The organism is Paenibacillus sp. JT22N12 (assembly GCF_056269365.1).
Window position 1 is genome coordinate 128987 of the sequence record NZ_JBWDNU010000012.1, and the last position, 14823, is coordinate 143809.

The 14823-nt window shown below is 51.9% G+C and carries 12 protein-coding genes; 11 read left to right on the forward strand and 1 reads right to left on the reverse strand.

Annotation, left to right across the window (positions count from 1 at the left end):
• Positions 1-38 precede the first annotated feature (38 nt).
• The 5 genes from AC0YOA_RS30430 (at position 39) to AC0YOA_RS30450 (ending at position 7972) form a co-directional block, all read left to right on the forward strand.
• Positions 39-1325: a vWA domain-containing protein gene (locus tag AC0YOA_RS30430; protein WP_475789819.1), complete on the forward strand. Its 1287-nt coding sequence runs from the start codon at positions 39-41 to the stop codon at positions 1323-1325.
• A 21-nt stretch (positions 1326-1346) separates the two neighbouring features.
• On the forward strand, positions 1347-1982 hold the full coding sequence (locus AC0YOA_RS30435; protein ID WP_475789820.1) for a beta-mannanase: 636 nt from the start codon (positions 1347-1349) through the stop codon (positions 1980-1982).
• 15 nt (positions 1983-1997) lie between these two features.
• Positions 1998-3257 carry a TRAFAC clade GTPase domain-containing protein gene (locus AC0YOA_RS30440; RefSeq protein ID WP_475789821.1) on the forward strand — a complete coding sequence of 420 codons (1260 nt, stop codon included), beginning with the start codon at positions 1998-2000 and terminating at the stop codon, positions 3255-3257.
• Positions 3257-6271 (forward strand): GAP1-N2 domain-containing protein, encoded by a 3015-nt coding sequence (locus AC0YOA_RS30445; RefSeq protein WP_475789822.1) that lies wholly within the window; start codon positions 3257-3259, stop codon positions 6269-6271. The genes AC0YOA_RS30440 and AC0YOA_RS30445 overlap by 1 nt, the downstream gene beginning before the upstream one ends.
• A 252-nt stretch (positions 6272-6523) precedes the next feature.
• Positions 6524-7972, forward strand: a complete 1449-nt coding sequence (locus AC0YOA_RS30450) for an aldehyde dehydrogenase family protein (protein WP_475789823.1) — start codon at positions 6524-6526, stop codon at positions 7970-7972.
• A 359-nt stretch (positions 7973-8331) separates the two neighbouring features.
• Here the strand turns inward: AC0YOA_RS30450 and AC0YOA_RS30455 are convergent, their stop codons facing one another.
• Positions 8332-8700 (reverse strand): hypothetical protein, encoded by a 369-nt coding sequence (locus AC0YOA_RS30455; RefSeq protein WP_475789824.1) that lies wholly within the window; start codon positions 8698-8700, stop codon positions 8332-8334.
• A 269-nt stretch (positions 8701-8969) separates the two neighbouring features.
• On the opposite strand from AC0YOA_RS30455, the gene AC0YOA_RS30460 reads away from it, so the two are divergent.
• The 6 genes from AC0YOA_RS30460 (at position 8970) to AC0YOA_RS30485 (ending at position 14822) form a co-directional block, all read left to right on the forward strand.
• A complete protein-coding gene (locus AC0YOA_RS30460; RefSeq protein ID WP_210037333.1) occupies positions 8970-9422 on the forward strand; it encodes an Hsp20/alpha crystallin family protein in 453 nt (150 codons plus the stop codon).
• 173 nt (positions 9423-9595) lie between these two features.
• Entirely contained in the window at positions 9596-9865 is a 270-nt protein-coding gene (locus tag AC0YOA_RS30465) for a hypothetical protein (RefSeq protein WP_475789825.1), read from the forward strand.
• A 191-nt stretch (positions 9866-10056) separates the two neighbouring features.
• Positions 10057-10899, forward strand: coding sequence for an AraC family transcriptional regulator (locus AC0YOA_RS30470; protein WP_475789826.1), 843 nt, complete (start codon positions 10057-10059; stop codon positions 10897-10899).
• 120 nt (positions 10900-11019) lie between these two features.
• The gene (locus AC0YOA_RS30475) at positions 11020-11976 is read left to right on the forward strand and encodes an aldo/keto reductase (protein ID WP_475789877.1); all 957 of its coding nucleotides are present in this window, start codon (positions 11020-11022) and stop codon (positions 11974-11976) included.
• Positions 11977-12090: 114 nt separating this feature from the next.
• Entirely contained in the window at positions 12091-13623 is a 1533-nt protein-coding gene (locus AC0YOA_RS30480) for a spore germination protein (RefSeq protein WP_475789827.1), read from the forward strand.
• On the forward strand, positions 13620-14822 hold the full coding sequence (locus AC0YOA_RS30485) for a Ger(x)C family spore germination protein (protein ID WP_475789828.1): 1203 nt from the start codon (positions 13620-13622) through the stop codon (positions 14820-14822). Before AC0YOA_RS30480 ends, AC0YOA_RS30485 begins: the two co-directional genes overlap by 4 nt.
• Position 14823: the final 1 nt, after the last annotated feature.

The following is a 14823-nucleotide window of genomic DNA, read 5'->3' on the forward strand; positions in this document are numbered from 1 at the left end:
AATCGCAGTCCACTAGCAAGTGAAAGGGTGCTGTCATCATGCAACGAAAAATAAATATGCTTCTCCTGTTGTTCAGCATAATCGGCGGCGCAATCGGATTCGCGTTCGGTGAAGTGATACTGGGGGCGCTGCTGGAGAGCTGGCCGCGCTTTATCGTCATTGGCCTCTACTTTGGCGTTCTTGCCTTGTGCATCGGCCTGGCCTGCCTGCTTGCGGAAATGATCGCGCCCCGGTTGAACGGGTCTTCCTGGCGGCAGCGCTATACCGACTTATCCTGGAAGCTGCTCGTCCCGGCTACCCTTATTCTGCTGTTTGCTGTCGGCGGCCTGCTTCAGCTGCTCTACGGGCTGCAATTCGGCGGCGCGAAGCAGGTGAAGGATATTGTGCTGGTCGTCGACAATTCGGGAAGCATGCTGGAGACCGATCCGGACAACGAGCGATATGCGGCAGCGAAGCAGCTGATCAACAATATGGACAGCGATAACCGGGTGGCTGTAGTCGCCTTCAGCAATACCGCTGAATTGATCCAGCCCTTTGTCAGTCTGGGCACGCAGGACGAGAAGAATTCGGTGAATGCCGTAATCGATTCGCTCAAGCCAACTGACGGAGGAACGGATTTCAGCCTTGCGCTGACGGAGGCAATGAAGACAATCGAGGGCAAGGAAAATGCCAAACGCGGCACGTTGGTCATTCTGCTGTCAGACGGCTTCAGCGAATCCAATATCGACGAGCAGCTTGCGGCCTATCAAGAGCAGCAGATTGCCGTCAATACGGTGGGTCTCAGCGTTGTTGATGCCAGAGGCTCAGCTTTGCTGCAGCAAATAGCCGACTCCACCGGCGGCAGCTATTACGATGTGTCGGAAGCAAGCGGACTCGCTCTCGTATTCCAAAATATATACGACAAAATCGATAACCGGACGCTGCTGACAGAACGGACCGATACGATGGCGGATAATACGTTCTACACGCTGCTGCGTATTTTGTCGCTGGGCATTGTTGGAGCAGCCGTAGGAGTCTCGCTGGGACTTGTGTTCGACAACCGCTTCCTTGCGGTAAGCTTCGGCAGCGGGGGTCTCGCCGGCGGCCTGCTGGCTGGCTTTATTCTGGATAACGGCCTGTCCGGGCAGTCATTCACGGACGGTTTCTGGCGGTTCATCGCTGCGCTTGTGCTGGCGGCCATCATCGGTTTATTTACACTCATTGTTCCGGTGAGCGAGAATAACGGCACCAAGCCGCGGGGCGGCGGACGAAAAGGCAGCAGCCGCGACATTCCCGCCGCGGGCATGGGCGGACGGACGAAGGACAGCCGCAGCCATGGATTTTAATTGATGCGGGAGGCGGAATAGATGCAGTTTACCGATGCGAAGGAAGGTTCTCCGGTCATCAGCGGCTTGACCCGCACAGTCGAGGAGGAGCGCTTCACGCTGCGCTGGATTTGGCCGCGGGACATCGATGCGGTTTACATCCGGAAGACCCCTGCCGAGCAGGCGGAATCCGCAGCCGGGGATACAGGAAACGTAAAGCTGTACACGAGGGCGGAATATAAAGCGAACAACGGCTATCACAGCCGCCTGGAAGGCATCGGGCGTTATGTCCTTACGGTATTTGCCTGCCGGGAGGGGAGCGGCGGCCCGCAGCTTATCCGGCAGCCTGACGGCGGGAACAGGATCGAAATCAGTGCCGGCAAGGCTAAAATTTATTATTCGCTCTTGGATAAAGGCGGTTTTCTGAGAAAATTCAAAGCGATTCAAATTCAGGTGACGACCGAAGTTCCGATCGCGAAGGACGTGCTCTGCTACGTCAAGAAGCAGGGTGGTTACCCCGCAAATAAAGAGGATGGGATGCTGTATCCTTTTGTCGCGCCGTTCCCGGCGGGAAAAACCATCCTGCCTGCCATTGAGGTGGGCAAACAGGATTTTATCCGGTTGTTTTTCACCGATGGCCGGACCCACGGGCAAATGTACGAATTGATTTCAGTGTAAAGGAGGAAAAAGCGTATGGGTATTTTCGATCTTTTCAAAAAAAAGCCGGAGGCGAAGACGCGGCCGTTGTTCTATGATATCGTCTGTCCCTACTGCTTCAGCAAATTCACGCCGGAGGAGGTCGTATTCCGCGCTGCCCATTCCCGTGAGGACGATGAAGATTATGCCCTTGGAGAAGACGAGGAGCTGAACAAATACCGCGAGCGTTTTGGTCTTGATTCCGTGCATGACATGGAAGCGGTGCTTCGTCCGCAGGACGTGCCTGAAGAGCATCGGATTTACTCCAATCACGTGCTTACAGGAATCAATGACCGTTACGGCGAGCTCACGCGCAGAAGGCTTTGCCCGAGATGCCATAATGAGCTTCCGGTGACCGCCGGCAAAACTCCGAGCAATATTATTTCCATTATAGGCGCTTCCCAGGTGGGGAAATCGGTGTATATGACCGCCTTGATCCATACACTGCAGAACACGACGGCGGACCACTTCAACGCGGCCTGCATGCCGCTCAACGCGGAGATCAGCCGCAAGTTCCGCACCTATTACGAGGAGCCGTTATTCGAGCGCGGCGATCTGCTTGCATCCACCCAGAAGGAGAAGATGCAGGAGCCGTTTATCTTCCAGTTCGTCTTCAAGGACGACGAGAAGCCGCCGCTTACGCTCGTATTTTTTGATGTGGCGGGCGAGGGGATGGTCGAACAGGATTACCTCGGTCTGCACGGTCAGCATATCAAGAACTCGGCAGGCATCCTGCTGATGGTCGATCCGCTGCAAATCCGTTCGATCCGCGAGAAGATCAGAATGAATCTGGGCGATAAGCCCGGAGAATGGGTTTCCCAATACGATGAGCCGCGCGACGTCGTGCTGACCATGTTCGGCGATTTTATAGCTTATCAGGAAAACAACAAAACGGATATTCCGACAGCCGTCGTGCTGACGAAGAGCGACATGCTTCATTCCCTTAAGGATGAGGATGGCGAATATATTAAATCGAACAGCAATGTTTTTAATAATATGGTGCACCGCAATTATTTCAATCTGACTGAATTCGAGAATATTGACGGCGAAATCCGCCGCTTCATTGAGAAGGTCGATCGTCCGTTCAAAGGCACGATGGACGTTTATTTCAAGGATACGGCTTATTATGCGGTATCCGCTCTGGGCAGCAATCCCGTGGACCAGAAGCTGCAAACCGTCGTGAGTCCCATCCGGGTCGACGAGCCCTTCATTTGGCTGCTTTATAAGCTGAACTATATTGAGGGGAGAAGAGAATAGTGCGCGATTCTACGCCCGGCAGGATGATCCAGCAGCAGATGTATGCAAGGGAAAGACGCGGTATTTTCAGATCCACGGAAGGCTATGACACAATTGCCAAATCCGACGGCCTGGACCCTTCATTTATCAAAAAAGTGCTCCATCCGCTCTGCGTATACGATGCGCCTACCGAGCTGGCAGCGCGCGGCGAGAAGGACGATGCCGCATATCCCGAGACGGTGCATTTGCTGCATCTGGAGAATGGCGACGTTCTGCTTGGGCGCAGTGTTTACAGGGCAGCGGATTTCACCGGACTTCGCAGCGCGTTCTTTACGCACAACTACATCATACCAAAGGATCATGGCGCGGATTCGGCTGGTGAATATGAGGACTGGCTGCAAGCATCCTTCGCCGATCATTATGATATCGATAGCGGTACGGAGATTGCGGAGCTGGGCAGACTGCCGGTTCAGGCGCCGGCTGCGGGCAGAACGTCCTATCGTTCCCTATTGGCGCGTCTGAATATTGGAGAGACGCCATTCAAGCAGCTGCTGTATGCGGTAATGGCCGCGGTCGGCGGCAAGAAGAAGGTGTATGTTGCGCTTGATGTGCCGATCAAGCAGCTGCCGGACCTGGCCAAGCAGCTGCTTGGGCTGCTTTATGCGAGCTTGCCCTATGCCTACCGCAGGCAGCTTGGTTTTATCACCTATGCGAAAGAGCCGCAAAGCCGGAAATCGGTGCATCTTACGTTTGTGGAGCAGGGAAGCCTGCGCCTGGGGGACCGGAGCATCGAGAAGGATTATATATTGGATTTCGCCAGCGGCAGGCTGATGAATGTCGATCTGGACGGAACGGATCAGCCGTACCTGGACTTCGCCTGGGACAATTTGGATCGCCTTGAGCGCGCGGACAGCTTCTATCCATTTGCCGAACGGATGCTCGAAGACATGGAACCGGAACGCCAAACCGCAGCGGCCAGCTATCATGAGCTGTGCGTCATTTATCAAATTGAGGAAGGCAGCGAATCGCTGTATGAAACGCATAAAGCAGCGGTGCTGCACGGCTTGCTCGATTATCTGCAGCCAACCGGCTCGCTGGATTCCAAGATGCGGCTGAATGATTTGTTCCTGTCCTGCTTTGACTATGAATTTGACCGGGTACGGCAAGGACAGGTTCCGGAGCCGTTCATAATGGATGTCTTTAAGGATTACTATCGGATCGACGGCAAACATATCGAAAGCAAGCTGGTCTCTTTCATCATCCTGGCACTCAACAATGCGAATATGCAGAACGAACAGGAAGCAGCCGCCTCCTTCTATGCGGCCGTGGAAAGCCATTCTGCCTTAAGCAGGGCATTCTTCGCAAAGCTGCTGACTGATGCGAGATTAGCGGGCAGCCTGTTCATTCCTTTTCTGGAGATAAAGCTTCAGGCTGCGGCTGGAGCAAAAAGTGTGCTTGAGCTGGTTGGGCAGTGGGGAAGCGTTCATCCGGGACTTTTTGGCTATGAGCCGTTCCATGCGCTGGTCCGCCAGCAGTTGACTGACAGGCTGGCCGAAGAGGGCCATTCGATACCGGCGGCAAACAGGACGTTCGGGCAGCTGCGCGGGCTGACTGGGGAAGAATGGTCAGGAACCGGGAAGCAGCCGTCTTCACAGGAAGGCGTTGGCCTGGTTCAGGAGCTGGAGCTTGCCGTCTATCGCGCGATGCTCAGTGAGCTTGACCTGGACAAGCTCACCGAAGATCAGCTTGCGTCAGCAGAATTCCTTGAGTTCCAGGGTCAGCTGCAGCGCTGGAACGGACAGCTGCAGGATCCCCGGCAGAAATCCGCAGCCGCTGGACTGCTCGCGGTTTATGAATGGTTCACACGGCCGGAGCCGACAGCAGCATTATTCGACCGGCTGTCTCCGGCTGAGATCGACCGTGTGCAGCAGGCAGGACGCCGGCTGTTGGCAGCTCATCTGGGACCGGCTGAGTTTCCGCGTCTTGTGCTGGCATTTCTGCGCAGTCCGGACATGGAAACGGTGGATTATGCGGGGCTGATCGATTATTTGCAGCGGAACGCCCCGAACAGGGAGCTGGTATACCGTTTCTTCCAATGGTCGGAGAATCATCCGGATTTCATGAGATCCAGAGGCTTTGTGCCTTCCTACTCGAGTGCTATCGTCGGTTACTTTACGAAGGTTGACCGGAATGCTTTCAAAAAGCGGGCGAATCGGAAGCAGCTTTTCGACATGGCGGGAGCATCTCTCACTGCCGTGTATAAACAGGCTGAGCGGGGGCTTGCCTCGCCTCTTGGCAAATTTTTTCGCCGGAGCCGGAAAACGACGATGATTACAAGCATTCTGGCCTTAGGTATTATTCTGGTTGCCGCCGGATTCATCCTTTCATTATCCGGCAAAGGCGATTCGAACCAGGAGGCTGCGAATTTGCCTGAGGCGCAGCCTCCGGATGAGACAGACATCGTCCAGCAGGATACGCTTGTATACGCAGAACAAACGGCGGTATCCGAGGGGCAGGCAGCATCGACCTCCCTTGTGTTCTTGTTCAAGGACGCAGCAGCCTGCACCCAATTTAAGCCGGGTTCATTAACCATACAGTCGGCGGGTGGTGAAGCGGTTGAATATACGGAGCTTACCATTACTCCTGCTTGCGGCACAGTTGCCGCGAATGATGGCACGGACGATAGTCAAGATGGCACGGACGCTAATCAAGCCGATGATCCGGCAGTGACGGACTCCACGAATCCAGATGCGGATCTGCCTGTGGAATCTCCCGATTCAGATGCCGGTACTGAGACTAACGCGGGCAGTAACGACAAGACTGACACTCCGGCTGACGGTGCTGCTGGATCGGAGGTCAACGCAGAAGCCGGCTCTCAGCCAGAGAACGGCAGCAATGCCACGACTGGGCAAGAAGGCTATCCCAATCGGGTTGTTGTTCGCCTTGGCAAGCAGACCGATATTCCGGTTGACAGCATGATTCGGGTGGGAGAAGTGGAATACGAGCTTTCCGTGTTGAATGATACTAATCAATAAAATACGCCTATTCTCCGGATGGAACTTGCGAGTGCTGCACAGTTAGGCCAGGACCTGTAAGGGCTGCCTGGCCTTTTTCTATGAAAGAAAGGTTCAAAATATGTGTTTGACATTAATCAAACGATCGTTTAATATAAAAACCATGAGACATGAGGTCCATAAACATATGAGCTGGGACGCTATAAGAGCAAAATAACATTTTATTAATTAATCGAACAATCAATAATTATATAAAAAGAAAGGATGTATTTCATGAAAACGACAAGCCTTGAGGAAGTTCACAGAATTTTTAATGTCCAAAAAGCCAAATATTCACCTTCCAATTCCCCCAGCTACGAGGAAAGAATGGACCGTCTGAAACGGGCCGACAAGCTGATCCGAGATCACTGGCCCGAATTCATCCAAACGCTGCAGGAGGATTTTGGCAGCCGCGATTCCGATCAAATATTCGGCGCGGATATTCTTTCACCGCTTTTTCACGGCAAGCATGTCCGGGATCATCTGGCCAAATGGATGAAGCCGGAACGCAAATCCTCCGGGCTGCTTGGGCTGGTGGGGCAGAAAACGTATATTCTGAACGAGCCTCTTGGCGTGATCGGCATTGTGACGCCTTTTAACGCCCCTGTCTGCCTTGCTTTTGACCCGGCGATTGAAGCATTGGCCGCAGGGAACAGCGTAATGATCAAAGTGACGGAAAGCACGCCGAGGACGGCCGATTTCATGCAGAAGCTGGTGGCAAAATACTTCAAGGAAGAAGAGATGGCGGTCGTGACGGGAGAAGCGGATGTATCGGCCTGCTTCGCTGCACTGCCCTGGGATAAAATGGTTTTCACAGGGGGCTCGGAAATCGGTAAAAAAATTCTTGCGGCAGCAGCGCCGAATTTGACTCCCGTTGTCCTTGAGCTTGGAGGCAAATGTCCGGTTGTGGTCCTTCCGGATGCCGATATCCGTGCGGCGGCTCCCCGAATTTCGCTTGGACGTACTGGCAATGCAGGGCAAGTTTGTCTTGCCGTCGATTACGCGCTCGTACCGGAGACTAAGCTGGAGGCATTAATCCGGCAAATTGTGGAGGTCGATCAGAAAGCCTTCCCGACTATGATAAACAACCCCAAGGTATCCTCGATTATCAATCAGGCCGGCTATAATCGCATTGTCGGTTATATTGAGGAGGCAAAGGCGGCGGGCTGCCGGATCATTCAAGTGAATCCGGCCAACGAGAAGCTCCCCGATCCCGAAACCCGCAAAATTCCGCTCACCATTGTGGTAAACCCTGGCGAAAATCTGCAGGTCTCCAAATATGAAATATTCGGCCCTGTGCTCTCGATCTATTCCTACAAACATCTGGACGAGGCGATCGCATTTATTAACAAGCATGAGAAGCCGCTTGGCTTATATGTTTTTGGCAAAAACAAAAACGATATCCGCAAAGTCGTCTCCAGTACATCAAGCGGAGGTGTTACGGTGAACGACTTAGCCCTGCATGCGGGCTCCAATACAATGGGTTTCGGCGGCGTAGGCTACAGCGGCATGGGCAGATACAAAGGAGGCATCCTTGGCTACAAGGCCTTTTGCAATGAGAAGGCGGTGTACGAGCAGGGGCTCATGGGCAGATTCACGGCCTCGTTCCTTGTCCCTTTCGCCACTGACAGACCGCGCAGCATGATGCGCAGAATGGTTGGCATCAAATCTCAGCCTCGCTGAAGAAAATCCGTTTCCGGTTGAATCTATCAACCCGCCGGCTGCTGCTATAAGCAGACTGGAGCAGATGATATCGGGGGAGAAAGCAGTATTAAGAGAATACCAGCCAACCGGCGGCGCGGAATTGGGCTTTTCCACTTCAAGGTCAAATACACAATCATGACGGATAATCCCCACATACAATGTAGAGCATTCAACAGGAAAGAGGGCACAAGTTGTCATTGGATGGTTGCCAATGCAAACGTGTTGGGGGATTCACCGGCATTGGCGTAATCCATGGTTAAACGGCGAAGACCGTTTCCTCTTGTACTGAAACAAAAAAGCCTCACATCAGGGAATCAATGCAAGGCTCTGATGCTTTATTATCGATTTCTGCTGCGTTTCTTGACCTGTTTATGGTATTGAGCCGCAGCTGCACGTGGCCGGTGCTGGGATTTTCCTTTCCCGGTACCGGCATTTTTTTGAGTGCGGTTCGATATCGTGGCTGTCGGTCCCATGAAGGAGTTGAACATTTTAAACATCGGTCCTATCTGCGAGAAAAAACCAAACATCTGTTGAAATTTCCCCATCATGGACATGATCCCGTCAAGACCGCCCGCTCGATTCTGGGCTTGAGCGGCAAATACCGGAGCAGATGGGGATTGTGGCGCAGCCGACTGATCGAGGGCATTCGAAGGTCCGCCCTGGGTCGGCAGAAAAGCTTTGGTTTTGGCTTTTTTGCTTCTTTGCACTTCAATCACTTCCTTTTTAACATGATTAGTTTTACTTTCGTTAATCCCTTAATAAGGACGATCATGACAAGATATGCCGGGAGCCGGCAATCGGTATGGTTGATTAACTACCTGGACTTAAATATGGTCCTTCGCCATGATATGTTCGCTGGTTGTTTTGACGGCCCGTTATATGGGTGAATCAACGGGAGTGGTTGGTATAAGGTGTGTCGATTCGCCCTTGCGGCGCATAATATATAGCAAAAAACGAATACTTGCGAGGGATTGGAATGAATTTTAATCCGAATCAACTTTTCGATTGGAGCAAGTTCCTCCAGTCCTTTACTGGAGAAGAATCTATATTTTCCGCCTCGAATAACAACGATAAGGTCGAAGCCTATATGGAGCAGGTCGGGGAAAAAATCCAGTCAATGGTAACCAAGTCGTTTCCCATGAGCGCGCAGCCGGCACAGAAGGCCAAAGTATTCGAGACCCATAAATCCGTTTTCGTCCGCTGGAAGGTTCCCAAGAAAGTCGATCCCTTCAAAATCCGGATTCATGTCAACAACCAGCGGGTTCGTTTATCGAATATAGCCAATCACAAAAATTTTTCCATTCAGCTTCCATCACAGGTGACAACAAGAGGCTGCCATGCCAAAATTCATAAAGGCATACTTGAAATCCGCTTGCCAAAATCCTTAAAGCGATTAAAGGAAAAAGAGATCTTTATTTACGATTTGTAGGCTGAAATCCCTTATGAACCTTCCTACCATCCAAACATACAAATCTAGCAATATACAATCCTTCCTATCAAGGCTTGCATAAAGTAGATGATAGACAGGAAGACGAGCTGCAGGCATCAATCAAGCTGCGCTTCTTATCCTGGACTAACGTCTTCATAAGGGAGGATTTACAGATGGCAGTGAGCAGAGAGCAGATCAAGAAGCTTTGCGGAAATCAGGTCTACGCCTTGAAAAAGGACGGTTCGATGGTTTCCGGCAAGCTGGTTCAGATCAAGGGAAACCGCTTGATTATTGCACAGGAAAAAGGCAAAAACGTAAAAACAAAAGCGTTTCTTCCACTAGTGCTGTTTGATTTACTGGCAATCGGCACGGAACCCTTTGGTTTTGGGGGCGGATTTGGCTTTGGTCCGTTTGGCGGATTCGGGGACCCCTTCTTTTTCTAAAAAATGGCGGCTGTTCTCTCGGGCAGTATGAAGTGCGGGAGGCGGCTGCCGCTTCTTTTCGGCAGATAAGAAAGTACATCAAGGCCTAAGATGAGACTCGCCGCGAACTGGTATAATCAACATACATAAATCTAATAATGCTTGAATGACTATTTATTCCATATTGCTTACCAGGGGGAACACTCGAATCTATGGCTACCTATCAATTTAATCCGGCTTCTCCGACGGAATCCCCGCCCCGGCTGCATCTTCTATTCTGGGGCAAGGAGGATTGCCTGCCTGGGCATGCGGCGGGACCGGGAACACGGGATGTCTACAAAATCCATTTTGTTCATAAGGGCAAAGGAATTGTACGCCGGGGAACCAATACGTTTGAGCTTGCGGCCGGGCAGGCTTTTCTCATTTATCCCCATGTCGTCTATTATTATGAAGCGGATGCTGATGATCCCTGGACGTATTCCTGGATAGGTTTTCAGGGAACGGACGTTCCCGGGCTGCTGGACCGGACGCAGCTCTCCGATCTGCAGCCGGTATTTGTCATGGATAACAAGATCATGCCCGTGCTGTACGATCAACTAACAGCAGCAGACTCTGCAAGTCCCGCCTACGATCTGAGATTGATGTCCGTATTCTATGAGTTCCTGGCTGCCTTGCTGGAGTCCAGCGGGACTGAAGGCGCGCTCTCCACCCTGTCAGGCAGACAGGAGGAGTACGTTCAGCAGACGCTGGAGTTTCTGCACAGCCATTACAGCGAGGACATTTCGCTCGCCAGCCATGCGGACAGGCTGGGGCTCAACCGCAAATATTTAAGCGCGATATTCAAGAAGGCGCTGGACATACCGCCACGTGAATATCTGCTGCATTACAGGATGGAAAGAGCCAGCGAGATGCTTCTTGCCGGCAAACTGACGGTTGGCGAGGTTTCCCGGTCTGTAGGGTATCAGGATCCGCTGCTGTTCTCCCGCATGTTCAGGAAAGTGAAGGGAATCCCGCCGAGGAGATACCGGGAAGAATATAATACAATCGGACATTAATCCATATAAGGCTTCCATTGCGTTATAGGCCAAGCCTCCTCTAATCCTTACAATATAGTAGACAATACAAAAGGAGTGATTCATGTGGTTTATCAGGCGGATGCCAAGCGTTATGAAAAAATGACATATCGGAGAAGCGGAAGGAGCGGTCTTAAGCTCCCTGCCATCTCACTTGGGCTTTGGCATAATTTCGGAGGAATTGACAAGATAGAGAATGGAAGGCAAATGGTAAGAAGAGCTTTTGATCTGGGTATTACTCATTTCGATCTTGCGAATAATTACGGTCCTCCCGCCGGCTCTGCCGAGGAAAGCTTCGGGAAGATTCTGAAGGATGATCTCAAACCCTACCGGGATGAAATCATCATCTCTACCAAAGCGGGCTATTACATGTGGCCCGGACCCTATGGAGAGTGGGGCTCCAAGAAAAATCTGGTCGCCAGTCTCGATCAGAGCCTGACCAGGATGGGACTTGATTATGTGGATATTTATTACCATCACCGTCCAGATCCCGATACGCCGCTTGAGGAGACGATGTCGGCGCTTGATTTGATTGTCCGTCAGGGCAAAGCGCTTTATGTCGGCCTTTCCAACTATTCACCGGAAATGACGCTTGCCGCCTCCCGAATTCTGAAAGGGCTCGGCACACCCTGCCTGATCCATCAGCCGCAGTACTCCATGCTGGCCAGAAATCCGGAGCATGGGCTGCTTGATGTTCTGGAAGCGGAGGGTATTGGCTTAATTGCCTTCTCCCCGCTCAGCAAAGGGATATTGACGGACCGTTATTTGAACGGGATTGCTGCAGATTCCAGAGCTGCCGGGCCGAGTGTGTTCATGAGTCCGAACGATCTGACTGAAGCTGTACTGGGGAAAGTGGCCAGATTGAACGAGCTTGCTGCCGGACGCGGCCAAAAGCTTTCCCAGATGGCCTTGGCCTGGACGCTCCGCGGCGGCAAAGTCACCTCTGCTTTAATTGGAGCGAGCAAGGTGAGTCAAATCGAGGATGCCGTGGGGACTGTGGGCAATCTATCCTTCACGGATGAGGAACTCGCGCAGATCGAGCAAATATTGGCCGAATAGCTCCATTTTCTTTGAAGTTCCGTTCTCTGGTTTTTCGGCGGGCAAGGTTTAAACCATCCATCCTTCGGTGATGCTGTTAAATAGCCGAAGCAGAACGGGAAGCGAGTGACACCGATGATGGAACCCAACGAAACCCAAGACGCGAATGAGAAGCTGAGCGACATTCTTGAACAAAATTTGTTTAACATTAAACGTGAAATTGGAAACAGCTTTGATATCAAGATCCGAACCTTTCAAAAACGGCTGTCGGACGGCTCCATGCTTCACGCCGGCGTTGTTTATACGGAAGGGATATCGGCCCTGCAATCCAAGATCAGCGATCTGTTCAGCGAAACCGAAACTGCAGGGAGTCTCTGTCTGCAGCCTTCTGAATGCATGGATGCCATGAAGCAAAGCATACTCACCGACGCCAATATTATTGATATTTTCAGCCTCGGGGAGCTCTTTCATTATCTGCTGGCGGGTTACTGCATCGTGATGCTGGACGGGACGCACAGAGCGCTCGCCGTCGACACGGTTGATGTTAAAGCCCGTCCGGTAGAGGAGCCGAGCGTTCAATCGGTCGTTCGAGGACCGCGCGAAGGCTTTAGCGAAGTGCTTAGCTGGAATACGGCCATGCTGCGGAGGAAAATCAAAAGCCGTAATCTATGGATGGAATCCCGCGTACTAGGGCGGGAAACGCAAACGACTATTGTGGTTGCCTATGTGAAAGGGATCGTCAATGACGATGTGCTTGAAGAAGTAAGGAAGAGGCTCGACCGTATCGATATCGACGCCATTCTGGAAAGCAATTATATTGAGGAATTCATACAGGACAAGCAGTTAACTTCTTTTCCGACCGTATTCAACTCGGAGCGGCCGGACGTCGTTGCGGCTCAGCTGTTGGAGGGAAAGGTGGCCATTCTGGTGGATGGCACCCCTTTTGCGCTGGTCGTACCGGCACTGTTTGTCCAGTTCTTTCAATCGCCAGAGGATTATTATCAGAGGGCGGATTTTGCCACCTTGATCCGGATTCTCCGGTTTATTTCGTTCCATCTGACGATGCTGACTCCTTCCATCTACATCGCGCTTACAACCTTCCAGCAAGAGCTGCTGCCTACGACACTGATTTTTAATCTGGCAAGCCAGCGCGAGGGCGTGCCCTTCCCCGCTTTTCTGGAAGCCCTCATTATGGAGGTTACCTTCGAAATATTGCGGGAAGCGAGCGTCCGGATGCCCAAAACAGTCGGACAATCCATATCGATCGTCGGAACGCTAGTCATCGGCCAGGCTGCTGTCGATGCCGGACTGGTTACGGCAGGAATGGTTATCGTCGTGTCGATCACCGCCATTTCCAACTTTGTCATGCCTGCGTTTAATATGGGGATAGCGGCGCGGATTCTGCGTTTTGCCCTGATGGCGCTCGGAGCCACGTTCGGTCTATTCGGCGTGTTTCTCGGGATTATTCTCATTACGGTGCGATTATGCAATCTCAAGTCATTCGGCGTGCCCTACATGTCTCCGATGGCTCCCATTCATTTTAAAGATCAGAAGGACAGCCTGTTCCGGTTGCCTCTTCCCTGGATGATGCTGCGCCCTGGAAGCATGAAGACAAAGAATCGTGTGCGGCAAAAGCATTATGCTGACGGGCCGGAGAGCGAGTCATGATGCTGCGGCATGTGTGGAGGCTGGTGGCGGTTTCATGTCTGGTGCTTGTGCTTTCAGGCTGCTGGAGCCGGCATGAGCTCAATGAGCTGGCGATTGTTGTCGGGATCGGGATAGACAAGGAGGGCGAGGATTACAAAGTATCGGTTCAGGTTGTTAATCCAGGCCAGGTGTCAACGCGCAACGGAATGTCAAACATCCTGAAGCCTGTCGTTACTTATGCCAATACGGGCCAGACGGTGCCAGAAGCGATTCGTAAAATATCGCTGCTGTCTTCCAAGCGCTTGTACTTTGCCCACTTGCGGATGGTTGTGTTCGGGGAGACATTGGCTCGTCAAGGCATCCATAGGTCCATCGATTATATTTCCCGCAATCCCGAGATGCGCAATGACTTTTTTCTAGTAGTGGCTAAAAAATCGACACCCGAAGAAATACTGAGCACCTTCAGCTCCATGGATCCGATACCGGCTAACAATATATATATGAAGCTGAGCAATTCCGATAATCTATGGGCCGCAACAGGCCAAATTTCACTTGACCGCCTGTTGATGGACTTGATGACAACCGGCAAGAATCCGACTATGACCGCTATAAAAATCGCTGGCGATAAAGGAATGGGCTTCAGACAGATGAACAATAACAGCATCAGGCCTGCGGCCGTTCTGGAATACGAGGGAATGGCCGCTTTTAATGGGGAACGGATGGTAGGCTGGCTGGATGAAGACCAGACAAAGGCACTCAACTATTTGCAGGATTCCGTTCGTCAGACGCTTGGTGTTGTTCAATGTCCGGATGGCGGTTATGCTTCGCTCGATATAACGCATTCCAGGACGACAATCAAGGTGGGACGCGAAGGTCAACTGCCTGTCATTAACGCAACGGTCCGGCTTCAGCTGGACGTATCCGATGTGGAATGCCAATTGGATATGAGCAAAGTGGAGACGATTGATATATTCCGCAAGGCGGGAGAAGAGAAAGTTGTTGAGTTGCTGGAAAAGGGAGTGGAGTATGCCCAGAAGAAGCTTCGCTCGGATATTTTCGGTTTTGGCCAGGAGGTTCACCGCCAGCAGCCTGCCATGTGGCACCGGATCAAGGATTGGAATACCGTATTTCCCGACATTAAAGTACATATCCATTCCATTGTTGAAATGAGGAAGATCGGAAGCACCGCTCAACCCATTCAAGAGGAAAAGAGGAAGTAAA

What these genes read in the sequence shown, in the direction of transcription:
- AC0YOA_RS30430 (WP_475789819.1), top strand. Translation starts at nt 39, where the DNA reads ATGCAACGAAAAATAAATATGCTTCTCCTGTTGTTCAGCATAATCGGC.
- AC0YOA_RS30465 (WP_475789825.1), top strand. Translation starts at nt 9,596, where the DNA reads ATGGCAGTGAGCAGAGAGCAGATCAAGAAGCTTTGCGGAAATCAGGTC.
- AC0YOA_RS30480 (WP_475789827.1), top strand. Translation starts at nt 12,091, where the DNA reads ATGATGGAACCCAACGAAACCCAAGACGCGAATGAGAAGCTGAGCGAC.
- AC0YOA_RS30470 (WP_475789826.1), top strand. Translation starts at nt 10,057, where the DNA reads ATGGCTACCTATCAATTTAATCCGGCTTCTCCGACGGAATCCCCGCCC.
- AC0YOA_RS30460 (WP_210037333.1), top strand. Translation starts at nt 8,970, where the DNA reads ATGAATTTTAATCCGAATCAACTTTTCGATTGGAGCAAGTTCCTCCAG.
- AC0YOA_RS30440 (WP_475789821.1), top strand. Translation starts at nt 1,998, where the DNA reads ATGGGTATTTTCGATCTTTTCAAAAAAAAGCCGGAGGCGAAGACGCGG.
- AC0YOA_RS30475 (WP_475789877.1), top strand. Translation starts at nt 11,020, where the DNA reads ATGACATATCGGAGAAGCGGAAGGAGCGGTCTTAAGCTCCCTGCCATC.
- AC0YOA_RS30435 (WP_475789820.1), top strand. Translation starts at nt 1,347, where the DNA reads ATGCAGTTTACCGATGCGAAGGAAGGTTCTCCGGTCATCAGCGGCTTG.
- AC0YOA_RS30450 (WP_475789823.1), top strand. Translation starts at nt 6,524, where the DNA reads ATGAAAACGACAAGCCTTGAGGAAGTTCACAGAATTTTTAATGTCCAA.
- AC0YOA_RS30485 (WP_475789828.1), top strand. Translation starts at nt 13,620, where the DNA reads ATGATGCTGCGGCATGTGTGGAGGCTGGTGGCGGTTTCATGTCTGGTG.